27 protein-coding genes, 1 rRNA gene and 1 other annotated feature are annotated in these 26,393 nt (G+C 44.1%); of the genes, 12 read left to right on the top strand and 16 right to left on the bottom strand.

Annotation, left to right across the window (positions count from 1 at the left end):
- Positions 1 to 97 precede the first annotated feature (97 nt).
- Positions 98 to 580: a DUF2244 domain-containing protein gene (locus O9X84_RS16980; RefSeq protein WP_269520867.1), complete on the top strand. Its 483-nt coding sequence runs from the start codon at positions 98 to 100 to the stop codon at positions 578 to 580.
- A gap of 115 nt (positions 581 to 695) precedes the next feature.
- On the top strand, positions 696 to 941 hold the full coding sequence (locus tag O9X84_RS16975) for a DUF6482 family protein (RefSeq protein WP_269520866.1): 246 nt from the start codon (positions 696 to 698) through the stop codon (positions 939 to 941).
- Between the two features lie 49 nt (positions 942 to 990).
- Here the strand turns inward: O9X84_RS16975 and O9X84_RS16970 are convergent, their stop codons facing one another.
- Positions 991 to 1,179: a hypothetical protein gene (locus O9X84_RS16970; RefSeq protein ID WP_269520865.1), complete on the bottom strand. Its 189-nt coding sequence runs from the start codon at positions 1,177 to 1,179 to the stop codon at positions 991 to 993.
- A gap of 275 nt (positions 1,180 to 1,454) precedes the next feature.
- On the opposite strand from O9X84_RS16970, the gene O9X84_RS16965 reads away from it, so the two are divergent.
- Positions 1,455 to 2,027 (top strand): YSC84-related protein, encoded by a 573-nt coding sequence (locus tag O9X84_RS16965; protein ID WP_269520864.1) that lies wholly within the window; start codon positions 1,455 to 1,457, stop codon positions 2,025 to 2,027.
- A 174-nt stretch (positions 2,028 to 2,201) separates the two neighbouring features.
- Here O9X84_RS16965 and O9X84_RS16960 read toward each other — a convergent pair whose 3' ends face one another.
- Positions 2,202 to 2,453, bottom strand: a complete 252-nt coding sequence (locus O9X84_RS16960; RefSeq protein WP_269520863.1) for a hypothetical protein — start codon at positions 2,451 to 2,453, stop codon at positions 2,202 to 2,204.
- Positions 2,454 to 2,810: 357 nt separating this feature from the next.
- Positions 2,811 to 2,930, top strand: a sequence feature (His leader region).
- A gap of 47 nt (positions 2,931 to 2,977) precedes the next feature.
- On the opposite strand from O9X84_RS16960, the gene hisG reads away from it, so the two are divergent.
- The 9 genes from hisG (at position 2,978) to lepB (ending at position 11,034) form a co-directional block, all read left to right on the top strand.
- The gene (gene hisG / locus O9X84_RS16955) at positions 2,978 to 3,880 is read left to right on the top strand and encodes an ATP phosphoribosyltransferase (protein WP_269520862.1); all 903 of its coding nucleotides are present in this window, start codon (positions 2,978 to 2,980) and stop codon (positions 3,878 to 3,880) included.
- Between the two features lie 12 nt (positions 3,881 to 3,892).
- The gene (hisD, locus tag O9X84_RS16950; RefSeq protein ID WP_269520861.1) at positions 3,893 to 5,233 is read left to right on the top strand and encodes a histidinol dehydrogenase; all 1,341 of its coding nucleotides are present in this window, start codon (positions 3,893 to 3,895) and stop codon (positions 5,231 to 5,233) included.
- Positions 5,233 to 6,309 carry a histidinol-phosphate transaminase gene (hisC, locus tag O9X84_RS16945; RefSeq protein WP_269520860.1) on the top strand — a complete coding sequence of 359 codons (1,077 nt, stop codon included), beginning with the start codon at positions 5,233 to 5,235 and terminating at the stop codon, positions 6,307 to 6,309. The genes hisD and hisC overlap by 1 nt, the downstream gene beginning before the upstream one ends.
- A complete protein-coding gene (gene hisB, locus O9X84_RS16940; RefSeq protein WP_269520859.1) occupies positions 6,306 to 7,376 on the top strand; it encodes a bifunctional histidinol-phosphatase/imidazoleglycerol-phosphate dehydratase HisB in 1,071 nt (356 codons plus the stop codon). The genes hisC and hisB overlap by 4 nt, the downstream gene beginning before the upstream one ends.
- Positions 7,376 to 8,008 carry an imidazole glycerol phosphate synthase subunit HisH gene (gene hisH, locus O9X84_RS16935; protein ID WP_269520858.1) on the top strand — a complete coding sequence of 211 codons (633 nt, stop codon included), beginning with the start codon at positions 7,376 to 7,378 and terminating at the stop codon, positions 8,006 to 8,008. Before hisB ends, hisH begins: the two co-directional genes overlap by 1 nt.
- Positions 8,008 to 8,745: a 1-(5-phosphoribosyl)-5-[(5-phosphoribosylamino)methylideneamino]imidazole-4-carboxamide isomerase gene (hisA, locus tag O9X84_RS16930; RefSeq protein WP_269520857.1), complete on the top strand. Its 738-nt coding sequence runs from the start codon at positions 8,008 to 8,010 to the stop codon at positions 8,743 to 8,745. The genes hisH and hisA overlap by 1 nt, the downstream gene beginning before the upstream one ends.
- On the top strand, positions 8,727 to 9,539 hold the full coding sequence (gene hisF, locus O9X84_RS16925) for an imidazole glycerol phosphate synthase subunit HisF (RefSeq protein ID WP_032095923.1): 813 nt from the start codon (positions 8,727 to 8,729) through the stop codon (positions 9,537 to 9,539). The genes hisA and hisF overlap by 19 nt, the downstream gene beginning before the upstream one ends.
- The gene (gene hisIE / locus O9X84_RS16920) at positions 9,536 to 10,153 is read left to right on the top strand and encodes a bifunctional phosphoribosyl-AMP cyclohydrolase/phosphoribosyl-ATP diphosphatase HisIE (RefSeq protein ID WP_032095922.1); all 618 of its coding nucleotides are present in this window, start codon (positions 9,536 to 9,538) and stop codon (positions 10,151 to 10,153) included. Before hisF ends, hisIE begins: the two co-directional genes overlap by 4 nt.
- A gap of 185 nt (positions 10,154 to 10,338) precedes the next feature.
- A complete protein-coding gene (lepB, locus tag O9X84_RS16915; RefSeq protein WP_269520856.1) occupies positions 10,339 to 11,034 on the top strand; it encodes a signal peptidase I in 696 nt (231 codons plus the stop codon).
- A gap of 154 nt (positions 11,035 to 11,188) precedes the next feature.
- Here the strand turns inward: lepB and O9X84_RS16910 are convergent, their stop codons facing one another.
- The 14 genes from O9X84_RS16910 to rrf all read right to left on the bottom strand — a co-directional run bounded on the left by O9X84_RS16910 (position 11,189) and on the right by rrf (position 26,384).
- A complete protein-coding gene (locus tag O9X84_RS16910) occupies positions 11,189 to 11,584 on the bottom strand; it encodes an MAPEG family protein (protein ID WP_269520855.1) in 396 nt (131 codons plus the stop codon).
- Between the two features lie 301 nt (positions 11,585 to 11,885).
- Positions 11,886 to 12,530 (bottom strand): adenylate kinase, encoded by a 645-nt coding sequence (gene adk, locus O9X84_RS16905; protein ID WP_269520854.1) that lies wholly within the window; start codon positions 12,528 to 12,530, stop codon positions 11,886 to 11,888.
- A gap of 340 nt (positions 12,531 to 12,870) precedes the next feature.
- Complete coding sequence (gene htpG, locus O9X84_RS16900; RefSeq protein ID WP_269520853.1) at positions 12,871 to 14,793, bottom strand: molecular chaperone HtpG; 1,923 nt, start codon at positions 14,791 to 14,793, stop codon at positions 12,871 to 12,873.
- Positions 14,794 to 14,898: 105 nt separating this feature from the next.
- Positions 14,899 to 15,498: a recombination mediator RecR gene (recR, locus tag O9X84_RS16895; protein WP_269520852.1), complete on the bottom strand. Its 600-nt coding sequence runs from the start codon at positions 15,496 to 15,498 to the stop codon at positions 14,899 to 14,901.
- Between the two features lie 7 nt (positions 15,499 to 15,505).
- On the bottom strand, positions 15,506 to 16,432 hold the full coding sequence (locus O9X84_RS16890) for a hypothetical protein (protein ID WP_442864554.1): 927 nt from the start codon (positions 16,430 to 16,432) through the stop codon (positions 15,506 to 15,508).
- Between the two features lie 262 nt (positions 16,433 to 16,694).
- Positions 16,695 to 17,531 (bottom strand): hypothetical protein, encoded by an 837-nt coding sequence (locus O9X84_RS16885; RefSeq protein ID WP_269520850.1) that lies wholly within the window; start codon positions 17,529 to 17,531, stop codon positions 16,695 to 16,697.
- A gap of 394 nt (positions 17,532 to 17,925) precedes the next feature.
- Positions 17,926 to 18,252 carry a YbaB/EbfC family nucleoid-associated protein gene (locus O9X84_RS16880; RefSeq protein ID WP_269520849.1) on the bottom strand — a complete coding sequence of 109 codons (327 nt, stop codon included), beginning with the start codon at positions 18,250 to 18,252 and terminating at the stop codon, positions 17,926 to 17,928.
- 37 nt (positions 18,253 to 18,289) lie between these two features.
- A complete protein-coding gene (dnaX, locus tag O9X84_RS16875; protein WP_269520848.1) occupies positions 18,290 to 21,553 on the bottom strand; it encodes a DNA polymerase III subunit gamma/tau in 3,264 nt (1,087 codons plus the stop codon).
- Between the two features lie 92 nt (positions 21,554 to 21,645).
- Complete coding sequence (gene apt, locus O9X84_RS16870; protein ID WP_032095911.1) at positions 21,646 to 22,182, bottom strand: adenine phosphoribosyltransferase; 537 nt, start codon at positions 22,180 to 22,182, stop codon at positions 21,646 to 21,648.
- A 335-nt stretch (positions 22,183 to 22,517) separates the two neighbouring features.
- On the bottom strand, positions 22,518 to 23,276 hold the full coding sequence (locus tag O9X84_RS16865) for an HvfC family RiPP maturation protein (protein ID WP_269520847.1): 759 nt from the start codon (positions 23,274 to 23,276) through the stop codon (positions 22,518 to 22,520).
- Positions 23,276 to 24,127 carry an HvfB family MNIO-type RiPP peptide maturase gene (locus tag O9X84_RS16860; protein WP_269520846.1) on the bottom strand — a complete coding sequence of 284 codons (852 nt, stop codon included), beginning with the start codon at positions 24,125 to 24,127 and terminating at the stop codon, positions 23,276 to 23,278. Before O9X84_RS16860 ends, O9X84_RS16865 begins: the two co-directional genes overlap by 1 nt.
- Before the next feature lie 76 nt (positions 24,128 to 24,203).
- A complete protein-coding gene (locus O9X84_RS16855; RefSeq protein ID WP_269520845.1) occupies positions 24,204 to 24,695 on the bottom strand; it encodes an HvfA family oxazolone/thioamide-modified RiPP metallophore in 492 nt (163 codons plus the stop codon).
- A 168-nt stretch (positions 24,696 to 24,863) separates the two neighbouring features.
- Positions 24,864 to 25,598 (bottom strand): hypothetical protein, encoded by a 735-nt coding sequence (locus O9X84_RS16850; protein WP_269520844.1) that lies wholly within the window; start codon positions 25,596 to 25,598, stop codon positions 24,864 to 24,866.
- Positions 25,599 to 26,268: 670 nt separating this feature from the next.
- Positions 26,269 to 26,384: ribosomal RNA gene (gene rrf, locus O9X84_RS16845) — 5S ribosomal RNA — on the bottom strand.
- Between the last annotated feature and the right edge of the window lie 9 nt (positions 26,385 to 26,393).

The following is a 26,393-nucleotide window of genomic DNA, read 5'->3' as shown; positions in this document are numbered from 1 at the left end:
TGCTACCTACAACTGAACAAATTTCAATCTAAATGCTTAAATCGATACGTATAAGGCTTCATGTTTGTTTTCACGGCCGTATCGTTAACGCAGCGACATGATAGTAGTATCAACAGAAAATAACGACACCGTTATTCATATAACGCCGAATAGGTCTGCCACGTGGAAGCAGACAAAGTTTCTTATGCTAGCCTTTGCGCTGTTTATTAGCTCAATAGCAACCGCTTGGGCTGTAGCGGGTGCATGGGTAATCCTTCCTTTTGCTGGCGCTGAAGTATTTACGCTTATTTGTGTTATGTATATTACCTCCCGCGCAACCTATCGATGGGAAGATATCACCATTACCCCAGCGACTATCGAAATTACTACCTCCCAAGATAATCGCTGGATGTTGAACAAAACCGCGTCCTATCTCTATTTTATTGAGGACACCCGTTTTGGCCGGTTACCCCGAATTATTTTAAAAGACGACTTATGTGAATGTGAGGTTGGCAGTTTTTTAAACGAATCAGATAAAGACCAACTCTCTACACACCTGACATCGGCAGGCCTACTGAGATGCAGCAATAAATGGTGGTAGCTGCTGACAGATTTAGCCACGGCGGCGTGTCGGTTTATATAAATGAATCATAATTAATGATCACTTTTCAAATATTTCGACTAAACATTAAGTAACGTTAAGGAGAAATTCAGCTATGAACTTGTACATTGAATCACTTGAAGGCGGTAATTATCTTGCATCTACCGGTGTTGGAGCATCCCGTGCACTTGTAAGAGACAAGAGTTCGCAACCAAAGACATTTCATTGTTTGAATGAGATTAGGGAGCATTTCGACGCACAATCTTTTGAGCACGTGTGGCTAAGACAAAATACACCCTATGAAGAAATGGTTGGGCAGACCGATCACCCAGGCGCACTAGAGCTGGAAATCGAATTATAGAGAACCGTTACGGTTCTTTTTTATTGCCGATGGTTTACCGATTAGGCCTTCAGACAGCAAAGAGGTTGATAGTGTCTCTTACGTATTGCTTAATTCTCACTACCGGCTCTTCGAAGTTGCCGTTGCCAATGCTTCCCATGGAATAACGCAGCCAATAGCCATCGATAAGCGCAGCGGTTGACGCTGCTGCGTTTTTTGCTTCATGGGGCGGTAAAATCTGTCGATAACTGTAAGCCATTAATGCAACATGCCCGTTAAGCTCTCCCCTATTTAACTATATCAGCCGTGACACTCTGGCAGCGTTTATTCTCAAATAGTGCAACTAATTCTATTCATTGAACTCGAAAGCACAGTGCACATGAATTTCGACAAGCTATTAGCTGGCAAAGTAAATGCATAGAGCACATGTAGATAAATAAAAAATGGTTTTAATAGTGCTGTTCACCAATAAGCTGAAGACATTTCCCGTTTTCACCTAGTAATAAACAAGACGAATACGTTATGGAGAAAAATATGAAATTCAAACAGTTAGCTTCTTACGCATGGGTTTTCGCCACAATTTTTATGCTTGGCGCTTGTGCCTCAATGGGAGACGGAAGTGTTGCTGAAAAAAGACAGGCTATATTGGACATGCAGCAAAATGTATTAACTCGTCTTTACAGCGAAAAGCCCGACACGCGCTCACAGTTACAAACTGCTGCGGGATATGCGGTTTTTACTAATGCTAATGTGAACGTTATCTTTTTTGCCGCAGGAACGGGTTACGGCGTGGTAAACAACAATGCAACGGGTAATAAAACCTATATGAACATGGCTGAAGGAGGCGTAGGCTTGGGTTTAGGCGCTAAAGACTACCGAGTGGTCATGGTGTTTCACTCGCAAAAAGCGATGTCGTACTTTATTGAAAACGGCTGGACGGTAGGCACAAATGCCGACGCAGCAGCTAAGGCTGGAAACAAGGGTGTATCTGCCGAAGGCGAAGGGTATTTAGGTGATGTTACTGTTTACACCATGACTGAAAGCGGATTGGCATTGCAAGCGACTGTTAAAGGAACGAAGTTTTGGGTAGATAAAAAACTTAACTAGCTGGCGTTATTCTTAACTAAGCTTTTGCCGTTGTCAGCGAGTTAATTTATATAAGCATTGATGTTCGCATTGACATGATTGGGGTCGAGGGCGTGGCGGCCGAATAATCACAGGCATTATTAACGTAAGAAAAGCGGTAACTATGTGGCAAACATGTGATAGGTTTGTCGCAAATCAAACGTCCACGTCGATATGCTTTAACCCGCCTTCGTTATTATCGTTAACGCTTTTTTTATTAGTTTCGTGTCTGTGCTTGGTTGCGTACTCTAATGCATCGGCACGATTTACTTCATCAAACTGGTCGCTATCCTCTTCAGAGAGGTACTCAGATTTTTTTGATTTTTCCACTTTTTTTACACGCTTGTCTTCTTCAATCACAATTTTCGTGTTGCGCGGTAAAATGGGAAATAGTAGGTCGTTGCTCATAATATCGGTATCTCCGCTGTTTCTTTGCCTATCAACGTTACTGTCTATTAATATCTTTGCCTGTTAATACTTCTACGTAATATAGTGACTAACGACCAACTTTGTATCTGTGAAAGTCTTCAACTATCAAAAACCTCGCTGAATAACAGTAGTTTCATGTAAGAAAAAACCATTTAAGCACAATGGCAAAAGGTTTAACTTCGCTCAGATCAAAAAGTTTTACTATATGCCTATTAATTTGTGCGTATTGTAGCCAAAGAGTTCATTTTAGCCTTGCAAATTTTTGTTCAAACCGCTAATGTTTCGCTCGTTAAATTTTAGGACATATTTTTTCAAAATGATTAATTGCGCTGTAAAACACCACCATCACCACATAGCATAACCTTTCAGGTTCGTGCTGGAAGGTCTATGTCTCCTTCCAATGGCGCAGATAAAAAATTCTCGGCCCTCGGAAGGAAACTTCCGGGGGTTTTTTATGTTTTGCGCAATCACAAGTAAACACAACATGTGTAAGGAACGTTTTAATGAGTAACAGCAAAAGACTTCGAATTGCCGTACAGAAATCAGGCCGCTTGAGCGATGACAGCATTGCATTATTAAAAGCAATCGGCATAAAACTCAATATTCGTGATCGTCTGCTGATAGCGCATTCTACAAACGAACCTATTGATTTACTGCGCGTGCGTGATGACGATATTCCGGGCTTAGTCATGGACGGTGTGGTTGACTTAGGCTTTATCGGCGAGAACGAATTAGAAGAAAAGTCTCTCGAACGAAAAGCTGCAGGAAAACCTTTTAAATACGAAACTCTTCGTCGTCTAGACTATGGCGGCTGTCGCTTATCCATCGCGGTGCCAAACGAGATGGATTACGATGGTATTCAATCGCTTAACGGTAAAGAAGTGGCTACAACCTACCCTTACCTTCTTGAACGTTATTTCAAAGAACAGGGCATTAACGCAAAAGCCGTTATGCTAACCGGTTCTGTAGAAGTTGCTCCTCGCGCTGGGGTTGCAGACGCCATTTGTGACCTAGTGTCCACTGGCGCCACGTTGGAAGCCAACGGATTAGTTGAAAAAGAAGAAATCTTCCGGTCTAAAGCGGTATTGATTAAGCGCGTTGGCGGCGACATGAGCGATGAGAAACAAGCATTGATCAATCGTATGATGCCTCGCGTAGACGGTGTGCTGTTAGCAAAAGAAAGTAAGTACATCATGCTTCACGCACCAAAGGCGTATTTAGAGCAAGTGAAGAGCTTGTTGCCAGGCGCTGAAAACCCAACTGTACTTCCTCTTGCAGGCAATGAAGAGCAAGTGGCTATCCATGTAGTATCAACAGAAACCTTATTCTGGGAAACCATGGAAAAATTAAAAGCCCTTGGTTGTAGCTCTATTCTTGTAATGCCAATCGAAAAAATGATGGGCTAAAGGCAGACTATTATGATTACTTGGTCATCTCTTTCTAATGATGAGAAAAAACAGGCGCTCTCGCGCCCGGCTATGGCCAATAGCCAGCAACTTAAACTAACCGTTAGCGAGATTATCGCTAACGTCGAGGCCAAAGGCGACAGTGCGGTTTTAGATTACACCCGCAAATTTGATTGCCCTGATTTACAGTCGCTAGTGCTTTCGCAGAGCGACATTGATGAATTGGCCTCGAAGGTAAGTGTGGAAGTAGCCAACGCTATTGATACCGCTTTTGACAATATTAAGCAGTTTCACGAGGCGCAGGTACCTTCTGATATTTCACTGACAACAACACCTGGCGTGCACTGTGAGCTTCGATTTACCGCTTTAGATGCCGTTGGTCTATATATTCCAGGGGGCAGCGCTCCCCTACCATCAACTGTATTGATGCTTGGTGTGCCTGCGCTTGTTGCCGGGTGTGAGCGCAAGCTCTTATGTACTCCGCCCAATAAACAGCAGCGCATTGCACCTGAAATTGCCTATGCTGCTCGCAAGTGCGGCATTGACAATATATTTTTGTGCGGAGGCGCTCAGGCCGTCGCGGCAATGGCATTAGGCACTGAAAGCATTCCACAGGTTGATAAGATTTTTGGCCCTGGAAACAGCTTTGTTACCGAAGCTAAACAACAAGTGAGTCAACGTGCTGATGGCGCGGCAATCGATATGCCTGCGGGCCCTTCTGAGGTCTTGGTACTGGCAGATAAATTTGCTGATGCTGAATTTGTTGCCGCCGATTTACTTTCACAGGCCGAACACGGTCCAGACTCACAGGCAATTTTAGTCAGTGATAGCCGTGAATTAATCGACGCAGCGAAAGCCGCTATTGAACGACAGCTTGCTACTTTGTCTCGCGCTGAAATAGCTAGACCGGCCATGGAAAACGCACGTTATATTTTGGCCAGTTCCATAGACGAAGCAATAGAAGCAAGCAATGCTTATGCGGCGGAACACTTGATTGTTCAAATTGAAGATGCACGAAGCTATTTGCCAAAAATAAAGTACGCAGGCTCAATTTTTCTGGGCCCATGGTCGCCGGAATCAGCAGGGGATTACGCCTCAGGCACTAATCACGTTTTGCCTACTTATGGCTATGCGAAAAACTACTCAAGTTTAGGCTTGTTAGACTTTATGCGCCGCTACACGATTCAAGAGTTATCAGCCGACGGTATGCGCAACCTTGGTCCAGCAATCATGACCCTCGCTAGCGCAGAAGGGTTAGATGCCCACGAGCAGGCTGTGGCGCTTCGTATGAAGAAGCTTGGCATAATCGACACGTCTAATGCCGTTGATGTCAATAATGGGAGCAACGCGTAATGTCTCGCTTAGTAGATACGCTGATTAACGAAAATCTAGTGCCGCTTAAGCCATACGAGTCTGCCCGACGTTTGTTTTCTGGCGGGCAAGATTGGTTAAACGCAAATGAGTCGCCCTATGCTAACGACTATACTGTAGATAGCAGTAACTTTAATCGCTACCCTTCTTGTCAGCCAAGCAAGGTGGTGAGTGGTTATGCCGCTTACGCGGGTGTCGATAGTAGCAACCTTATTGTTACGCGCGGCGCCGATGAAGGTATTGAGCTACTCATTAGAACATTTTGTACGCCAGGTAAAGACAATATTCTTATTTGCCCCCCTACCTATGGTATGTACGCAATAAGCGCTGAAACCTGCAATGTGGGTGTGAAAAAAGTACCGCTTAACGAAGACTTTAGCTTAGACGTGGATGGCGTTTGTGCTACCGACGACGTCAACGTTGTGTTTATTTGTGCGCCTAACAACCCAACCGGTACTCAGGTTGCTCGAGATGACATCAAAAAAGTGTTAACTCACTTTGCAGATAAGGCGTTAGTGGTAGTAGACGAAGCCTATATCGAGTTTGATGCCGACAACACGTGGGCAAATGACATCGAGGCCTACCCTAACCTTGTTATACTGCGTACATTGTCGAAGGCTTTTGCGTTAGCAGGGCTTCGCTGCGGTTTTACCTTAGCCCAAGAGTCTGTTATTCAGGCGCTGCTGAAAGTCATAGCGCCGTACCCTATTCCTGAGCCGGTTGCTCAGATTGCAGGGAAAGCGCTGTCGACGGAGTCGTTAACGCTTTTACAACTGCAGGTAGACACGATTAATCGCGAGAAAGAGATACTTGCCACTGCGCTGTCAAAAATTGATGGCATTCGCCTAATTGGTGACAGAAAGGCAAACTTCATCTTATTTAGATATGCAAAGTCTGCAGCGCTAATGCAGTACTTGGTATCGAAAGGAATGCTCATTCGCGACCAGTCTAAACAGCTTAATCTCACTAACTGCCTACGAGTGAGCATTGGCAGCGAAGAACAAAATTTACGATTAATGCAATTAATAAATGATTTTATAAATGAGGACGGGGCATGAGTCAGCAAGCCATACTATTTATAGACCGCGACGGCACTCTTGTCGAAGAACCGCCTGTAGATAAGCAATTAGACAGTTTAGAAAAACTGGTCTTCGAGCCAAACGTTATACCGGTACTGTTAAAACTCAAAGCAGCAGGGTTTAAGCTGGTAATGGTAACTAACCAAGACGGTTTAGGTACTGATAGCTTCCCTCAACAAGACTTTGACGTGGCGCATAATGCCATGATGGGTATTTTTGAAAGCCAAGGGATTACCTTTGACGACGTGCTTATTTGCCCACATTTTGATGAAGACAACTGCACCTGCCGTAAACCTAAGCTTGGTATGGTTAAAGACTATCTTCAACAAGGCAAGGTAGACTTTACGCGTTCTTATGTAATTGGCGATAGAATGACCGACGTTCAACTTGCTGAAAATATGGGTATTAAGGCGCTGCAATACAACCGCGACAGCCTTGACTGGAATGCAGTTCAAAAGACTATTCTTGCTTCGTCTCGTATCGCAGAAGTGGTTCGTACTACGTCTGAAACCGATATTAGAGTGCGTGTAGATTTAGACTCTCAAGAGAAGTCGGCTATTCACACGGGGCTTGGCTTTTTCGATCACATGCTAGATCAAATTGCCGTTCACGGTGGCTTTCAGCTTAATGTGTCCGTAGATGGCGATTTGCACATCGACGATCACCACAGCGTTGAAGATACCGCGCTAGCAATTGGAGAGGCTCTTAAAAAAGCGCTAGGAGACAAACGCGGTATTGGTCGCTTTGGCTTTGCACTGCCTATGGATGAGTGTCGCGCAGAATGCATAATGGATATTTCAAACCGCCCTCACCTTAAATTTGAAGCAGAGTTTAGCCGTGACCAAGTGGGTGAAATGGCCACAGAAATGGTGCCACACTTTTTCTATTCTTTAGCGCAAAGTATGGGCTTATCTCTACACTTATCGACAAGCGAAGGTAATGCGCACCATCAGGTTGAAAGCTTATTTAAAGTATTTGGTCGCGCGCTTCGTCAAGCAATCGCATTAAAAGGCGACGCACTGCCAAGCAGTAAGGGAGCACTGTAATGTCAGTGGTAAACACTCACCAACGACAGAGAATAGTTATTGTCAATACTGGCTGTGCCAACATCTCTTCTGTGCGATTTGCATTAGAGCGTTTAGGCGTAGAGGTAGAAGTGTCTGATGATAAAAGCGTTATCACCGCCGCAGATAAAGTATTTTTGCCTGGCGTGGGAACAGCCTCTGCTGCGATGACGAGTATTAAACAAAAAGAACTTGTTGCTACACTACAGTCTCTCACTCAACCTGTATTAGGCGTGTGTTTAGGTATGCAGTTAATGGTAGATAGCAGTGCTGAAGGTGGAATGAATAATACAAGCGGTGATATTCCGTGTCTTTCACTCATGCCTGGGCACGTAGCACGCATGGAGGCGAACGGTTTGCGTTTACCTCACATGGGCTGGAACACTGTACAGCACAGTGATGACGAATTGTTCAAAGGCATTCCTCAAGATACCTACTTTTACTTTGTACACAGCTTTGCCGTGCCTGATTATGCTCATACCCTTGCCCGTTGCGATTACGGCGGCACATTTTCTGCGGCCATTAATAAAAACAATTTTTATGGCGTGCAGTTTCACCCAGAGCGTTCCGGCGAGGCTGGCGCACAACTTCTTACCAACTTTGTGAACTTATAATGATAATTCCAGCAATTGATCTTATTGACGGACACGTGGTTCGTCTCTACCAAGGCGATTACGAGCAAAAGACACAATACGAATTAGACCCTGTAGAGGTAGTACACGACTATGCTGACCAAGGCGCTACGTGGCTGCATATTGTTGACTTAACGGGTGCAAAAGATACGAGCAAGCGCCAACTGTCATTGATTAAATCTATGGTAGACACCAAGCGCATGAAGTTTCAGGCTGGTGGCGGCATTCGCTCTGAAGAAGAGGTAGCACAGTTACTTGAGACAGGGGTAAGTCGCGTTGTGATTGGCTCTCTTGCCGTTAAACAACCTGAGCTAGTGAAGTCTTGGGTTGAGAAATACGGACCAGAACATATCGTACTTGCCTTAGATATTAATATCAGCGAAAGCGGCGAAAAACTGATTGCCACCCATGGCTGGCAAGAAAACTCAGGCGTTGCCCTTGAGGGGCTGTTAAGCGATTTCGCTACTGTGGGTGCTAAACACGTGTTGTGCACAGACATAAGCCGTGACGGCACCTTACAAGGCGCGAACAAAGCGCTGTATGAAGAAATGGCAGCTCAGTTTCCTAATGTGAAATGGCAAGCCTCTGGTGGTATTGGGAGTCTTAATGACATTGCCGTTTTAAAGCCAACCAAGGTTGATGGTGTTATTTTAGGTCGCGCCTTACTCGAAGGTAAGTTCACCGTGAAGGAGGCTATCGCATGCTGGCAAAACGCATAATTCCTTGTTTAGACGTTCGCGACGGCAAGGTAGTAAAAGGGGTTCAATTTAGAAACCATGAAATAATTGGTGATATTGTTCCACTTGCTGAGCAATACGCCAAGGCAGGCGCTGACGAACTGGTCTTTTATGATATTACAGCAAGCTCTGATGCTCGCGTTGTGGATAAAAGCTGGGTAAGCCGTATTGCGCAAGTGATTGATATTCCATTTTGTGTTGCTGGCGGCATCAAAAGTATTGAAGATGCTGGGCGCATTCTGGAAATGGGCGCGGATAAAATCTCCATTAACTCCCCTGCCCTCAATAACCCTGATTTGATAAACGCGTTACATGACGTTTATGGTCAGCAATGCGTGGTTATCGGTATTGATAGCTTTTACAACGAAGCCACTAATCAATACGAAGTGTACAAGTTTACTGGTGATGAAAGCCGCACTCAAAAAAGTCAGTGGCAAACCATAGACTGGATAAAAGAAGTGCAGTCTCGTGGTGCTGGTGAAATCGTGCTTAACTGCATGAATCAAGACGGCGTGCGCAATGGTTACGACGTTAAACAGCTTAAAGCGGTAAGAGATGCGTGCGAAGTGCCGTTAATTGCATCAGGTGGTGCAGGCGAAATTGCACACTTTACCGACGTGTTTCAGCAAGCTGACGTTGATGGGGCCCTTGCCGCATCCGTATTTCATAAAAACATTATTAATATAGACGAGTTGAAAGCAGAGTTGACTGCCAACGGCGTCCCTATGCGCAAGCGTCATGGCTTAACAGCGCAAGCAGAAGGAGTTAACCCATGATCATTACTAATGAAAACAGCGATACCTTGGCATGGGAAAAGATGGATAATCTTTTACCTGCGATTGTGCAAGATGCATTATCTGGCAAAGTGTTAATGCAAGGCTATATGGACCAAGACGCACTGGCCAAAACTTTAGAAAGTGGCAAAGTGACATTCTTCAGCCGCTCTAAACAACGTTTGTGGATGAAAGGGGAAGTATCGGGTAATACGTTAGATTTGGTGAGTGTTGCGTGTGATTGCGATAGCGATTCACTGCTAGTATTAGCTAACCCGAACGGCCCGACCTGTCACACCGGTGTAGAAAGCTGCTGGTTTGAAGGCAGTACGCCTGCGTTTACGTTTTTAGCGGACCTAGAGCGCGTATTGGCTTCACGTAAAACTGCCGATCCTAAAAGCAGCTATACCGCCAGTCTTTACAACAAAGGCATTAAACGCATTGCGCAGAAGGTGGGGGAAGAAGGCGTTGAGACTGCATTAGCCGCAACCGTTCACGACAAAGAAGAACTTAAAAACGAAGCTGCTGATTTGTTGTATCACCTCACCGTGTTGTTGCAAGCAAGCGATATGTCGCTAAACGATGCGCTGAGCGTATTACAAGAGCGTCATAAGTAACTCTACATGAAGTGTGTTTTAAAATAAGCTGATAAAAAAGCTCGTACATATGCGCTAATTTACACAAAAGGCCCATCATAACGATGGGCTTTTTTGTGCCGACACACTCATTTACATCTTGATAATGAACATTTTGTTTTTTAGGTATCTAACTAAATACACCATACACATTAGTGGATACCCTCTTGAACAAAGACACGGCTTTGCCAAACGCAAAAAAACTGATTAAAGAAAATCTTCCTTTTATTCTCTTTATTGTCCTTATGTTTTCATTCAGAAGCAGTATGGCCGACTGGTATCATGTGCCATCAGGCTCGATGGAACCGACAATTCAAGTGGGCGACAGAATAGTGGTAGATAAAACAGCTTACACCCTAGAATTACCTTTTAGTGACATTGTCATTGCCAATACTGGCGACGTAGAGCGTGGCGATATTGTGATTATCAATAGCAGTGCAGCACAGAATCGATTGGTTAAACGTGCGGTTGCCGTGGCGGGCGACACTGTTGAACTTCGTCATAATCGCCTTTTCATAAACGGTGAATCAGCCACCATCACGCCCCTTACTGCACCTTTTTATCAAGAGAATCTTTTAGGTGACTCTCGCACTATTGCGCTGACTAACCGTGATTTTATTGATAGCAGCGGCGTCACTCACCCCTTGATTGGTAACCCTGCATCCTCATTTAGCCCAGTGACCATACCAAAAGGCTATATATTGGCCATGGGTGATAATAGAGATAACAGCATGGATTCTCGCTACTATGGACTATTTCCTATCTCTGAAATACAAGGCAGGGCCACCTCTGTGGCTTTTTCTCTTGATAAGAGTCACTATTATTTACCACGACAAGACCGCGTCTTGTTGACACTGAATTAATTCCATTAGTCCGCATTGATAATTACCTTCTGAGTGGCCAATGAACTATGCGGATTGGTAGAATCTATACGCCAAAAAAAAGCCCGCGATGCGGGCTTTTTTAGACTCATTATTTGTTGTAGACGCTTTACTAGCAAAGCTAGCTCGGCAGTCACTACATCCCAAAGTGAATTAACGCTAAATTGCCAACGGCGGTGACTAACATCGCGAGAAAGGTGAGGAGCATACCTGCAAAACGCTGCCAGCTAACGCCTGCGTGTTTTCCTAGACCGTAGGCATGTAATACCCTTCCAAACAAAATAGCACTCCCTAATGCATGCACAGCCCATGCTTGACCCGTATTTGCTTCAAAACACGCAATCATAATTAGCGTGATGGGTACGTATTCACTAAAGTTGCCGTGAGCTCGCGCTAAACGCCCAAGATCTTCATGACCGCCATCACCTAGACTGACGTTGTGCCGACGACGTGCGCCAATTACAAGAAACGATAGGTACAGGTAGCATATACCTAATAAGCTGGCGTAAAAGGCCGTAATTGGTAAAACCATTATCAACTCCAATTTTTATAATTATTCTTGCAACCGTTTTTGCAACTTATGTCTCTAAGGTAGCATAGAGATTTTAACAACGTATAGCTGAATGTGATGCGTTATTAGTTAGCGCTCTCAGTTACACTTTTAATTACTCGCCCTCTAAGCTCCATCCCCGTTAGTCATCGCTCTGAGTTATAATTCGGGGGGGGGGGGGCAGCACACGAAAGTCACGCCGTCTTCTCACTTTAAAGGCATAATAAAATCGTCACAATAAAAAGGCCGCATTAATGCGGCCTCTTGTAATGTGTCGAGCTGGTTAGCTCAAGCGCTTTTCAAGGTCAGCGCTAACGTCATCGACCGGACGGTTTCCGTCGAGTTTGTGGTACTCGCAGTTGCCAGCATCTGCTTCCGCCATGTAGTAATTAACGAGTGGCTTAGTTTGCTCATGATAAATAGCTAAACGCTTGCGAACAGTCTCTTCTTTATCATCTTCACGGACAATAAGATCTTCACCAGTGGCGTCGTCTTTGCCTGCTTCTTTAGGCGGATTGTAGACTACGTGATAAACACGACCAGACGCAGGGTGTACTCGTCTTCCGCCCATGCGCTCAACAATCACATCATCTGCAACATCAAATTCAATGCAGTGATCAACTTTCACACCGGCTTCTTTCATTGCATCCGCTTGCGGAATAGTGCGAGGAAAGCCGTCGAGTAAAAAACCGTCTTTGCAATCGTCCATTGCAATTCGCTCTTTCACTAAACCAATAATGATATCGTCAGAAACCAGCTTACCTTCATCCATCACCTGCTTGGCTTTTAAACCAAGTTCGGTACCAGCTTTGATAGCTGCGCGAAGCATATCGCCTGTAGAGATCTGTGGAATACCGTATTTGCCCATTAGAAACTGAGCTTGTGTGCCCTTACCCGCGCCAGGAGCGCCGAGAAGAATGATTCGCATGAGTGCGTTCTCCGCTTATGATTTTTTAAAATTTTTACTTCGGGCACTTTACACATTCAATACATTAGTGACAAGTGTAAGCAGCACCCCAAGGCTAATCTTACGACTAATGGCGAATATACGTTCAACTTATAGTCACTTTTTGAGCAACGCATAAACTGCGACGCTATCGGCCATTATCTACACGCTTGATTCCCCACGTATGCAATATCAGTGGGGGCTGCGTATTTAAGGCCTGAAAATATAGCACATTATTATGGGTATACTGGATTTTAAGACATAAAAACAAAAAACGGGCGTAAAGCCCGTTTTCTAAAGTTTGCAGTGGTTTAAAAGCCGCTTATTTTGCTAGCTTCATCAACAATGCATTCATGTTTTGAACAAAGGTAGCAGGGTCTTTAAGACTGCCTTGTTCTGAAAGTGCAGCTTGGTCGAATAACACCCCTACCCATTCATTGAACAACTCTTCGTCTTGCGTATCGGCTAGCTTTTTAACAAGGCTGTGCTCAGGGTTAAGCTCAAAGTGATACTTAACATCTGGTACGCTTTGACCAGCTGCTTGCATTAGCTTCATCATCTGCGTTGTCATGCCATTATCATCGGCTACGATGCACGCAGGAGAGTCTGTTAAACGATGGGTAAATTTCACATCTACCACTTTCTCGCCTAACGCCGCTTTTGCTCTTTCTAGTACACCTTCAATTTCTTTCTCAGCTTCTTCTTGGGCTTTCTTAGACTCTTCATCTTCCAAATCGCCTAAGTCCAAGTCGCCTTTCGCAATTGAAGTAAACTGCTTTTCGTTGAACTCAGTCAGGTGGGACATTAACCATTCGTCAATGCGCTCGCCCATTAGCAATACTTCGATACCCTTCTTGCGGAATATCTCAAGGTGAGGACTCGACTTAGCCGCCTGCAGGCTGTCTGCAGTAACGAAGTAAATCTTGTCTTGCCCTTCTTTCATGCGCTCAATGTAGTCGGCAAGTGATACGGTTTGCGCATCAGAATCACCGTGAGTCGATGAGAAACGAAGTAAACCGGCAATTTTTTCGCGGTTGCTAAAATCTTCAGCAGGACCTTCTTTAAGGGCGTTACCAAACTCATTCCAGAAAGACTGATACTTTTCTGCGTCGTTCTTCGCCATTTTTTCAAGCATTTGAAGCACGCGTTTAGTACACCCTTGGCGCAGCGCTTGAGTCACTTTATTATCTTGAAGAATTTCACGAGACACGTTCAGTGGAAGGTCGTTGCTATCAAGTAACCCCTTCACAAAACGAAGATACGTAGGCATAAACTGTTCGGCGTCGTCCATGATAAACACACGTTGAACGTACAGCTTCAAACCGTGATTTTGGTCACGATTCCACATATCAAACGGCGCTTTTGAAGGAATATACAGTAAGCTAGTGTACTCAGTTTTTCCTTCAACTTTGTTGTGTGCCCACGAAAGTGGATCGGCAAAGTCGTGAGAAATATGCTTGTAGAACTCGTTGTATTCATCATTACTGATGTCAGACTTGTCACGAGTCCACAGTGCAGTTGCTTTGTTAACGGCTTCCCACTCGCCAGGCTGAGCTTCAATTTTCTCGCCATCAGGTCCTTCGCTTTCAGGCACTTCATCTTTCCACATATGCACCGGAATGCTGATGTGGTCTGAGTATTTGCTAACAATTGAACGAAGACGCCACGTGTCTGCAAACTCTTTTTCTTCTTCACGAAGGTGAAGCGTAATTTCGGTACCCCGAGTGGGCTTGTTAATGTCGGCAATAGTGAACTCGCCGCCACCATCTGAAACCCACTCAACGCCCGTTGATGCATCGGCACCCGCGGCGCGAGAACGCACGGTGACTTTATCAGCAACGATGAACGCAGAGTAGAAACCTACGCCAAACTGTCCGATAAGCTGCGAGTCTTTTGCGCTATCGCCAGACAACTTACTAAAGAAGTCTTTTGTGCCAGACTTAGCAATAGTACCAAGGTTAGCGATAACCTCATCTCGAGACATACCAATGCCGTTGTCGGCGATTGTGATGGTATTCGCTTCGCTGTTCACGCTTAGTTTAACGTTCAGGTCGCCATCGTTTTCATAGAGACCGTCGTTTTCCAATGCGCGGAAGCGCAATTTATCTGCGGCATCAGCGGCGTTAGACACTAACTCGCGTAAGAAGATTTCTTTGTTTGAGTACAAAGAATGAATCATCAGATGTAGAAGTTGTTTTACTTCCGTCTGAAAACCGTGGGTTTCTTTATGGGCTGCTTCAGCCATAATCCAGTATCTCCTCGTTGAATGGATCACGTTACTGATAGACAGGTGTGGACTCGAAGCGTGTTTTTCAACTACAAGAGAGAAAATTTATTTGTTTTTATCACACTAAAGTTTACGCCGCCCCGAGAATGCGTGGGTTAGTGTGTTGTTATCAATGTATTCTAGTTCGCCCCCAACAGGTACGCCGTGGGCAATACGAGAGGCGTCAATGTGGTGAGATGCACATAGCTGGCCGATATAATGGGCGGTGGCTTCACCTTCTACGGTAGGATTGGTCGCAAGTATTACCTCGGTGATCCCCCCAGCGGCAAATCGCGCTTCAAGTTCATTCAAACCAATTTCTTCTGGTCCCACGCCATCAATAGGTGATAGGTGTCCCATCAAAACAAAATACTGACCCTTAAAACTCATGGTTTGCTCTATTGCCAATACATCTTGAGGGCTTTCCACCACACACAGAAGGCCGCTGGCCTCGCGCTCAGGGTGCCGACATATGTCACACAGCTCATCTTCGGTAAAGGTTCTGCAGCGCTTACAATGGTGGATATGCTCCATTGCGTTGTGCAATACATCGCTTAAGGCAACGGCACCTTTTCGGTTTCGCTCGAGTAAATGAAAAGCCATTCGCTGCGCACTTTTGTTGCCAACACCCGGCAGGCAAGTTAACGCTTGAATGAGCTCTGCAAGTAAGGGACTAAACTTCATAATGAGACTACTTCGCTATTCGTTCGCTATCATTTTGTTGAGGGTATTTAATCACGTTCCGCTTTACTTGGTCGAGTTTAACTTCATACACATTTCCGCCTACCAAGCCTTTGAATTCTTCATCAGTAAATATAAGCGTGTTGTCGTCATAAAAGGTCACCGCTTCTTTTTGCGTGATAATGCCTAAGTCTATGCGCGACACATCACCATTGAAAAAGTTATCGCCATCAAAATTTTCAAATAGCCATAAACTGGTTGAATCAAGTAAAACCAACTTTTCTCTATTTGGGCTTATCGCCGCTGAGGTTATCCAGCATAACTTTTCCAGCGTGGTACAGGTTTTAAATTCACCGATTAATTCAGCATCAAAATTAGCAGCATGATCGCCCACCTTATACAGTTTAGTGATACCGTCGAAGGGCTTTGTTCTATTTTTAGTAAACAGATAAAGGTGGTGCTTAAATTCAACGAATGCCTCAAGGTCATAGTTTTTATCTTCTGGTTTGATCTCACCTTCTTCCATTTGAGGGTAAGTAAACTTTATGATTTCAGCCTCTGTGGTGTCGGTTTTAATATCAATAGGGTTTTCAATTTTATAAATAGTCAGCCAACGCCTGTCGTTATCGTTGTTACCAAAATCACCTAAGAAAAAATGACCAAACTGGTTTTGTGTCATGTCCTCCCAGTCGACGTTTTTAGCATTTGATACTGTCACTTCACGAGCGATGGAACCGTCTTTATTTAACATGTAAAGAATGGGGCCATCGCCACTGTCGTTAATCGCCCAAAGGCGCTGCTTTTTATCAAACTCGATACCCGATATCTCCCTTAGTTTCGGGTCGACGGTGACTGTTTTGATACTGAATAAAGAATAGATACTGAAAACAGTTAATACGATAGCAATAGGAATAAGAATGAGAGTGGATGTGACCAAACCTTTTCTGATCAAGACGGGTTCCTTTTTATCTAGAAATAGTCAGGGCATGTTGACCTTATTTAAACAGCACACAAAACGCTGCAAAGTGCGGAATAAAGCTCAACAAGCCCTAATAGGCGATATTAGATAGTGATAATACGAGATGCCATTGTGAATGGCTCCAAAGTTCTCGCTATTGTAATGCATTAACAGTATAAAAGCTGGTGAAACCTCTTTTATAGCGGATTGTAAAGGCGATTCAAGATAGCGATGCGCAAGATTAATTCACTGCATAAGTAAGGGTTCTATAGAGCCAATAATTTCCCTCGTCATTCATATAAAATGTGGGGGTCATTAACTCGATTACTCCCAACGAGTTGTCTTTCTGAATATCAAAGAATAAGAAGATAGCTGCTGTCTGGTCTTTGCCTTCCAAGGTAATTTCACAACGTCCTTGAATACAGTTCACACTGAGTATCTGAAGTTGAGGGTCTTTGCTTCTAGCGGTTATAAAATCTCTTAGCTTTTGTTCCATTTCAAATCGCGACACCACATCGTCGTCAAATGCATTAGTCGCTGCGGGCTGGTTGAGAAACTCATTATCTTTTAGCACTTGATCGTACATCCACAATGCATCTTGTTCACCGATTGCATCGTTAAGCTGTTGTTGAAGCGCCTCTTTTCGAGCAGTTACCCATTCATCGAGCTCTTCCTGTGCAGCGGGAAACGATGCAGCATTTTGTTGGTCGGATGTATTAGCGTCAGATGAGGGGGCACCTTTTTGAATATCATCATTTTGACTGGCAAGGACGTCTCCGGATTCTGTTTCATCTGAGTTATCTGGCAATATTGACTGCTGCTGATAGTCGTCAGATGGGTTATCACTAGTTTGATTATTACTAGTTAGGGGGTCGGTAGTTTGGTTATTTGGGGCCCCTGATTTTAAATCAGAGTCAGCGACAGATTGGGCATTTAACGTTGGCGTAAGCAATGAAGAAGTGCTAGTCGTGAGCGGGGAAGACGATGATGTATCAGCGTCCGTAAAAGGTCTTGCTTGACCGACAAAATAGCCCGCAACAAAAGCCGCGAATACAAGTACAAATATTCCATATTTCATAAACATATCCCTATAGGAGCGCGCTGTCTAAAAAGCACACAGGCAGCTGAAAAAATGCACAACAAAGAACAGCACGCCCTATTAATAAAATAATACCGTATCAGCGAGTACTCTCCCTGACAAGTGATAACGCATTTGCAGAGGAACGGTGGAGAGTTAGATTTTGATGCTCAGTACGTTTAATACAGTGGTTGTGATGTGAAGACTATGGAAGACACAGACTACAGGAAAATAGCGTCACAAAAAACGAACGCTGAATGTGCAAAAGCCTTGGAATGTTCCAAGGCTTTTGAATACTAGAATTATCGGGCGGGTGCTTTATCTGAATTAAAATTTATCAAGTTCAGTTTTTATAGCAACCTGCCTCAATAGGCCCTGCTTTGATTAGCCCTATTTAAAACGGCAGCTTCATACCTGGTGGAAGTGACATACCGCCAGTTACGTCAGCCATTTTTTCTTTGCTGGTTTCTTGGACACGGCGAACGGCGTCGTTAAACGCCGCAGCAACCAAATCTTCAATCATGTCTTTATCGTCGTCCATTAGCGAGTCGTCGATGTCAACGCGGCGTACGTTGTGGTTGCAGGTCATGGTGACTTTAACCATACCTGCACCGGCTTCACCGGTAACTTCTAGCTTAGCGAGATCGTCCTGCACTTTCTGCATGCGCTCTTGCATCTGCTGCGCCTGTTTCATCATGTTGCCCATACCGCCTTTAAACATATTTTTATCTCACTTTGTTTGGTATTAAGTTAATCTGCTATCGTGCTTTAACCGAATCGGTCAGCACTGAGGCATCAAAAATTGATAGCAGCGCTTGAATTTTTTCATCAGTTTGTACAACTGAATGTGCATGCGCCTGGCGCATTGCATGAATATCTTGCTGCAGTGCAAATGGTGTTGAATTTGGTGAGCCTAACGTAATATTCACCGTTACGTTCTCTCCCAGTCCATGATGCAGTGTGTCTAGCAATTGCTGTTTCGCGCTCTCATTGAGTAGATGCGACTGACTGTTATCAATTTCAAGGGACACAGTACCGTTATCTCGAGAAAAAGAAGCATGAAGGAACAATTGTTTTAAAAGCCCTGCAATTGGCATCTGCTCAACTAAGTTACTCCACTCATCTATTTGGCTAGCATGAGTAAGTTTAGTTCCATCTTCGAGGTACGCACTTAAACTGCCGCTTTGTGAGGTGAATCTTGCGTCTAACTCATTGCCAGCAGCATCTTGGCTTGGCGAATTTTCACCGCTGAGTTGAAGGTTGCTATCTTGATCAAAGCCGCTCGGCTGATTGCTAATAGCCTGATTGGCAGGCTTTAAAGGCACTTGTTCAGTATTTGCACTTTCTAATGAGTCGCGCTCCGCAATATAATTAGAAGCTACAGTGTCATTGGAAGCAAAAGAACCGTTGCTCTGTTCAGTCTCCCACGGCGGTAGATCTTCTGTAGAAAAGCCATCTTCAGAATGCGCTTGCGATGTACTTTCTTGTGGCGTGCCTTGCTGTAAGGCTACTTCTTGTAATGAGCCTTCGTTTGATAAAGCGGTCTGCGAAACAAGCGAAACAGGCTGCGAGTCACTCGCAAACGGCATATCTTCTTCAAATTCGGCATCGAAAAACTCGTCATCATCGAATGCACTGCCTTCGCCGCTGTCGTTGCTGTTAACAGAAGGCTGAACATCTGGTGTATTGGGCGAGCTTATGCTATCAGAGGCTGTATTCGCTGAGTTTGATAAACCAGGTTCCACTTCTTTAGCGCTATCCTCAGCCTCTGACATTTGAGATTCACGTTGATATTGAGAATGATTTGGGGCTGTTTGCTCTTGTTCAAAATGCTTCTGTGAAAGTTGCGCTTGGTTATTCTGCCCTGATGACGTTGCGTTCGCATTTGAAAATCGAGAACGCAGAGTATTAGACATTCTATCAGCGGCGTCCTGCGAAGGACTTTCTGCAGATGCCTGCGCTTTTTTATCTTCTGTGTCTTGTGCCTTGCGCTGTTTCATTTTTTGTCTAAGCGCGAGCATGCTTGCAGTAGCACTCAACTGTTCTTCTGGAGACGGCTGTGCAGTTTCTGGCAAAGTATCTGGCATGGTATCTTGCGCACCGCTTTGCTCGCTGTCAGCATGGTGTGAAAAGCTGTTATCTATATCTGATGGATACTCTTCATCACTGGCAGGCGGCATATCATCCATGTAGGCATCTAGCGGAGGCTCATTATCAGAAAATGGCGACAAATCACTTTGCGGATACGAAGCTTCAGACCTCGAGTCTGACTGCTGCGGCTCGAGTTTCTGTGGCTGCTCAGGTTCGGGCTTTTCAGACACTTGCCGTTGTGATTCAGCTTTTTCTGATTCGGCCTTTTGTGATTCATTGGGCTGGGATTCACCCAGTTGAGGATCAGAGTCAAAGTTTGCTGTGTTGTCATGGTTTGCAACATTCTCAGCAACAGCTGAGAGTTCAGGCACTGTATTTTCAGAAGGCTGTTTATTCGCTAAAGGCGCTTGATATGCTGAAGGCTCCTGATCCGCTGAAGGCTCTTGATCCGCTGAAGGCTCTTGATCCGCTGATGGCTCTTGTCCCGCTGATGGCTCTTGATCCGCTGATGGCTCTTGTCCCGCTGATGGCTCTTGATCCGCTGATGGCTCTAATTCAACAGTATCCATATCACTACCGCGATAAGCTGAGTTAGACGCCTCTGAAAGCTCTGGCTCAGGCTGTACATCAGATTCAGATGCTGTATTAAAAGTGGGTTGCCCTTGAACTTGCGGCTCTGCTGTTTCTGCTTGTGGTGTGGCATCTGCAAGAGTTTCGCTTTTAAGCGCTTCCCCTTGCTTACCGACGTTTCCCGGATCACCAGTCTTTGATTCAGAGGCGGTCTTGACGGGAAGGTCGTGCCCACTACCTCCGCGCTCAATGGTGTCTGCACCATTCTCAGGAGGTGTTGCAGGTGCAAACGACATCATTCGCATTAATGTCATTTCAAATGCGCTCTTACCATCGGCTGTGAAAGGTAAGTCTTTTCTCCCTTGAATTGCGATTTGATAGAGCAACTGTACTTGTTCAGCGGGGATGGTTTTAGCGAGTTGATAAATCGCTTTTGCCGATGTTGTCTCTAGCTTACATGCCTCCGGCACCCATTGGGTCAAGGCTATCTGATGAAGTAAGCTCGCCAATTCACCGTGAACATTGTCGTAATCTGGCGCCTGCTCAGCCAAGTCGTTGACCAACTGAATCACATCATTGGGTGTTTTATTTACCACCGCATTGATAATTTTGAGCAGCTGGTTTTTGTCCATTAAACCAAGCATGTCGGTAACCACCGATGCAGTTACTTGGTTTCCGCCCTGCGCAATGGCCTGGTCAGTTAAACTGAGCGCATCACGCATACTGCCTTGTGCGGCTCTTGCAAGCAGCGACAGCGCTTGAGGCTCGAAGCTCAATTGCTCCTGCTCTAGAATATGGGTAAGTTGGCCAACAATTTGCTCTCGCGACATAGCCTTAAGATTAAACTGAAGACAGCGAGATAAAATGGTGATGGGCAGCTTTTGTGGATCGGTGGTCGCCAACAGGAATTTTACGTGAGGAGGCGGCTCTTCCAGCGTCTTTAACAACGCGTTGAAACTGTGTTTCGAGAGCATGTGTACCTCATCTATGAGGTACACCTTGTAGCGGCCACGAGTTGGCTTGTACTGCACATTGTCCAGAAGCTCTCGCGTATCTTCTACTTTCGTTCTTGATGCCGCATCAATCTCGAGCAAATCAACGTAATTTCCTTGCTCAATTTCTTTGCAAGTATGGCACTGTCCGCAAGGATTAGCTCCCTGACCTACTTCACAATTTAAGCTTTTAGAGAAAATACGCGCTATTGTCGTTTTTCCAACGCCTCGTGTGCCGGTGAACAGATAAGCGTGATGCAAACGATCGTTATCTAAGGCATTTGAAATGGCTGACACCACATGCTCTTGGCCGACAAGTTCACCGAACTTCCCTGGTCGCCATTTCCTTGCTAATACCTGATAACTCATTATTGTACTCTTTGCCTCATCACGCCTTGTTATGCCTCATCAAGCTTAATCACGCCTTATTGTGGCTTTCTTGCGCCTTTTTGAATGGCTAACTACTCGCCTTCAAACTCGCAAATTGAATAGCTTTCGATGTTGAGTTCGGTCAATTTTTTATGACCGCCTAAATCGGGTAGATTAATAACGAACCCAGCGTGGTTTAACTCACCACCCAATGAGCGAATGAGCTTCGCCGATGCAGCAATAGTTCCGCCGGTAGCAAGAAGGTCATCAATCAACAATACCTTGTCGCCAGGGACAATTGCATCGCGATGGATTTGTAGCGTATCTGTGCCATATTCTAGCTCGTAGCTTTCACTTACAACTTCTCTGGGTAGCTTGTTCGGCTTGCGTACTGGGATAAACCCAATACCCATCTCAATTGCTAAAGGCGCGCCAAACAAAAAGCCGCGAGCTTCAGTGCCTGCGATCTTTGTGAATCCCATACCCTGATACTTTTCAACAAGTAATGAGATACAGCTTTTGAACGCCTTGTGATCTTCTAAAACGCTAGTTACATCTCTAAATAATATACCTGGCTTTGGATAGTCAGGAACGGTTTTCACTACTGATTTTATATATTCTGCAGTCACGATAATACCTTATATGTCTGCTTTATAACCAGAACGTGAACCAACCGGCGATGATATGCATCAACGGAAAAGCGAGTAAAGTTACTAATGAGGCCAAGAAGTACCATTTGTTATAGACTTCTTTAAAATCTTCATTGTCAGCCATATGCACTACCTAAACAATAATTGTGAACAAAAAAATGGTCGTAAATGTTAATCGAAAGCAAGCCCGATTGACAGCGCTAATATAGTTAAACGCTCACAATAAATACAGTTGGTGGATAAAGTTAATAATAGACACATCAAATGATAAAAAATTAAGCACTGTGCCGGTTATATTTAGAGATCTTGCAGGCTTATACCGGCATTAATATCCCTTTATGAAGCAAATCGACGACAGTTTGTTCCATTCCCGCTTTGAGCGTTGGCTGAGGAATACTTGGCACCTGCTCAATCAGTTGGTTAGCTAATACCGCTAGTGAAATGCCTTTTTCAGCTACCTCTACGGTATGTACCAGCATGGCGGTCATCGCAGTTAAATGAACGAATTGAACTTGATATTCTTCATCTCGATATACGACATAATATTGGGGCGCGTCCATAGGCTTGTCGGGCAAATGGTCTGGACCAATAAGGTGCACCGCGTAGGAATATGACGCTAACGTGGCGAATGGTGAAATTTTTACCGCGGTAATATCCTCACCTGATGAGTAAAACGAGAGGCTTTCACTGCTTTTACGCGTGGCCACTTCTAGCTCTAGCCATTCATAATGGCCTAGCTCACAAGAAAACGCTGGTAGTTCAAAACCTAAAGCGGGAGATGTCGCTAAGTATTCTACAAACTCTTTACTGATGTCGTTAAAATAAGGAGACCTGCATTGATGTTCAATAAAGAACTGACGGATTACTTGCTCCCATTGGTTCTCGCCATGTTGAGCAATGATAATAGATTTTAAGACTGGAAGTGCTGAGCTAACGAAACCATTTATGTTGCTGAAAAATAGCGACTGATAAATTTTCATCCGTCTTAAGTGATCATCATTTTTCGCGTTAAGCGTTGAAGGGTCTTTTATCGCTTGTACAAATTCACTCTGGCTTTGTTGTAACGAAGGCATCACGCAACTCCCCTACTTGAAGAGTTCATTTCAGTAGACGCGTGTTTTGACTGTATTGCTTTAATTTTACGCACTTCGTTGAGTAAATTATCCACACAGGGAATGTTGAAGTCACGCTCTAGTAAAGTAGGGTAAACGCCATGTACGCTATACGCATAGTCTAATAGTTTCCATACTGGCTCAATAACATCGGCGCCGTGTGTGTCCACTTTTAAATCTGCAGCCTCGTCGTAATGTCCCGCAATGTGACCGTAGACTATTTTGTGAGACGGCAGTCCTTTAATAAAATCATGTGGAGAATAGTTGTGGTTAATACTGTTTACGTAAACATTATTAACGTCTAGCAACATAGCGCAGCCAGACTCGGATAAAACTGCGTTGGTGAATTCAAGTTCAGAGATATCCTGATCTGGCGCAATATAGTAAGACACATTTTCTAATACGAGAGGTCTCTCGAGAATATCCTGTACCTGCTTAATCCTAGAGACTACATGCTTAATCGACTCTTCAGTAAAGGGAATAGGCATTAAATCATACATATGACCGTTCCCAGAACAGTAGCTTAAATGCTCGCTGTATAGGCCTATGTTATTGCTGTCTAAGAACTGCTTCACGGTTTTTATAAACTCAACGTCAAGTTTATCACTACTGCCTATTGAAAGGGACAGTCCATGGGTACTAAATGGTGCTTGTGCAATGGCCTTCTCAAATTGTTTTTGGTAGATGCCACCAAGAGGGATCCAGTTTTCTGGCGCCACTTCCCAAAAATCGACTTCTTTAGGAAGAATAGGGAAAAGATCATCAAGCATTTCACGTCTGAAGCCTAAACCAGCACCTTTGATATTTTTCACTCTTAGTCTCCAAGAACAGCATTGAAAAAAAAGGCCATCAATTGACGGCCATCTTACGGATCATAGGAAGCAATGGTTACATGCTACCGCATTTACCTTCACCGCACTTACCTTCTTTCGCTGCTTTGTCGCCGCCGCATTTGCCTTCTTTTGCAGCTTTATCACCACCGCATTTGCCTTCTTTTGCGGCTTTATCACCGCCGCACTTGCCTTCTTTTGCGGCTTTATCGCCGCCGCACTTGCCTTCTTTGGCTGCTTTATCGCCGCCGCACTTGCCTTCTTTGGCTGCTTTATCGCCGCCGCACTTGCCTTCTTTGGCTGCTTTATCGCCGCCGCACTTGCCTTCTTTTGCGGCTTTATCACCGCCGCATTTGCCTTCTTTTGCGGCTTTATCACCGCCGCACTTGCCTTCGCCACATTTTCCTTCTGCGGCAAATTGACTATAACCAGACTCAAGAGATTGCATACCGAATGGATTTGAATCTGCTACCGCTACACTTGATGCTAACGAGCCGATAACTACTGCACCTAACGCTGTTGCTATTGATGTTTTATTAATTTGCTTCATTTTTACCCCTCGGAAATTTATTCTATTGTAAACCACAATGTTGACGTTCAATAAATAAGACCGAGCTGTTAACAATTTGCTTTCAAAAATGTTTAACTATTTTTAATATATTCAACTTTCAAAAGGTTACGATATATAACGTCTCAGGATAAATGTTCGACCCCCTTATCACTGCATCATTAAGACATGTTCCATTATCGTTGCTTCATTGACAGCTTGGGTATAGGTCTCCAGTTTTTGAAGAAGGTCACCATTGAATTTACTTTGGTGTGATACCGCGAAAAAAGTTGGGATATTTTTTCGTAAGGTAATTGAATTCGTTTCTTTACTCAGCGGTTTGTCACCAAGGAAATAATAAAATGGTCTCTGATATGTAATGAGGTTCGCAGTTCTATCAAACAGAAAAAGCTTGATTGAATCGACACTAGTGGGCATATCCACAAAATAATACCCTTCTTCTATTAAACGTTTCCGTTCACCAACATAATCATAGCCTCTAATAGCCGCGATCGATTTTTCATTCGAACGCGCTCTATTTGCTACTTTCATGATAATTAAATTTGTAACAGGCTTGTCTATAAAAGTAGCATGATTATCAAGCGCAGCAGTCCCTTTAACATTAACTGTTATGTCTATCTCGCCTTTCTTCACCCTTTCAAATAACCGTATAGGGGGAACACATTCCACCTTAATATTATAACCAAACTGCTTGAGGATCTGTGAGGACATTTCCACTACCTCACCATAACAACGGCCAGTTTCACTGTCTTTTATCACTAGAGGTGGAAACACCACAATTCCCAAGGTAACTGTCTTCGATTCCTCTTGTGCGAAACTCGACAATGGCAACATGGCTGCAATAAGAATTGTAACGAAGATTATAGAATCACAAATAAAGCGCATTGAGTTACCAAAAATAAGCACTGAATATTAATGATAGTCTATATATCACTATTTGATTGAAAGACATAATTTCATTCAATTACTATGCTATTTAAGGTATGAAAATCTTTACGGAATCAATAATCGATAGATAACTGGGGGCAGAACCAGATAAATCATAATAGGGGTCAGATCCAGATTTTCTATTATCTATTCTCGTTTGAGCCTATAGATAACAACAGTAGGGTTCTGTTCCTCTTTTATGAGCGTTGAGTTTGATTATGTTTGTTTAAATTGGGGATAAATACTGTTCTGACCCCGTTTATTTTAAACTTACACGCTGAGGACGACAATATTGGATTCTGACTTCAATTTTTGTTTGCTAATTTGGAGATTATAAATGCGGTCATATCCACATTCTTTTGACGGTAAATCGATAATTGGGGTCAGAACCAGATTCTTTGATCTTTTGTCTGTTTTAAGCATTGCGGATGACAACAAATAGAGATCTGACCTCGTTTATTTTTAAGTTTGAGAACCAAACTTATATGCTGAAGACAACAATATATTGAGATCTGACCCTACATATTGAGTTGGATGTGATTAGGGGATTAATGTTGATCTGACCCCCATTTATTTTTTTGGGGCAGAAAACAAAAAACCCGCCGTTAGGCGGGTTTTTCTTAATGGGACCTGGCAGTGTCCTACTCTCACATGGGGAAACCCCACACTACCATCGGCGCTAATACGTTTCACTTCTGAGTTCGAAATGGAGTCAGGTGGTGCCGTATCGCTATGGCTGCCAGGAAAAACTGG

Source organism: Alteromonas sp. BMJM2, assembly GCF_027257845.1.
GTDB lineage: Bacteria > Pseudomonadota > Gammaproteobacteria > Enterobacterales > Alteromonadaceae > Alteromonas.
The sequence above is the reverse complement of the archived record's forward strand: the minus strand, read 5'-3'. Positions and strand labels throughout refer to the sequence as shown.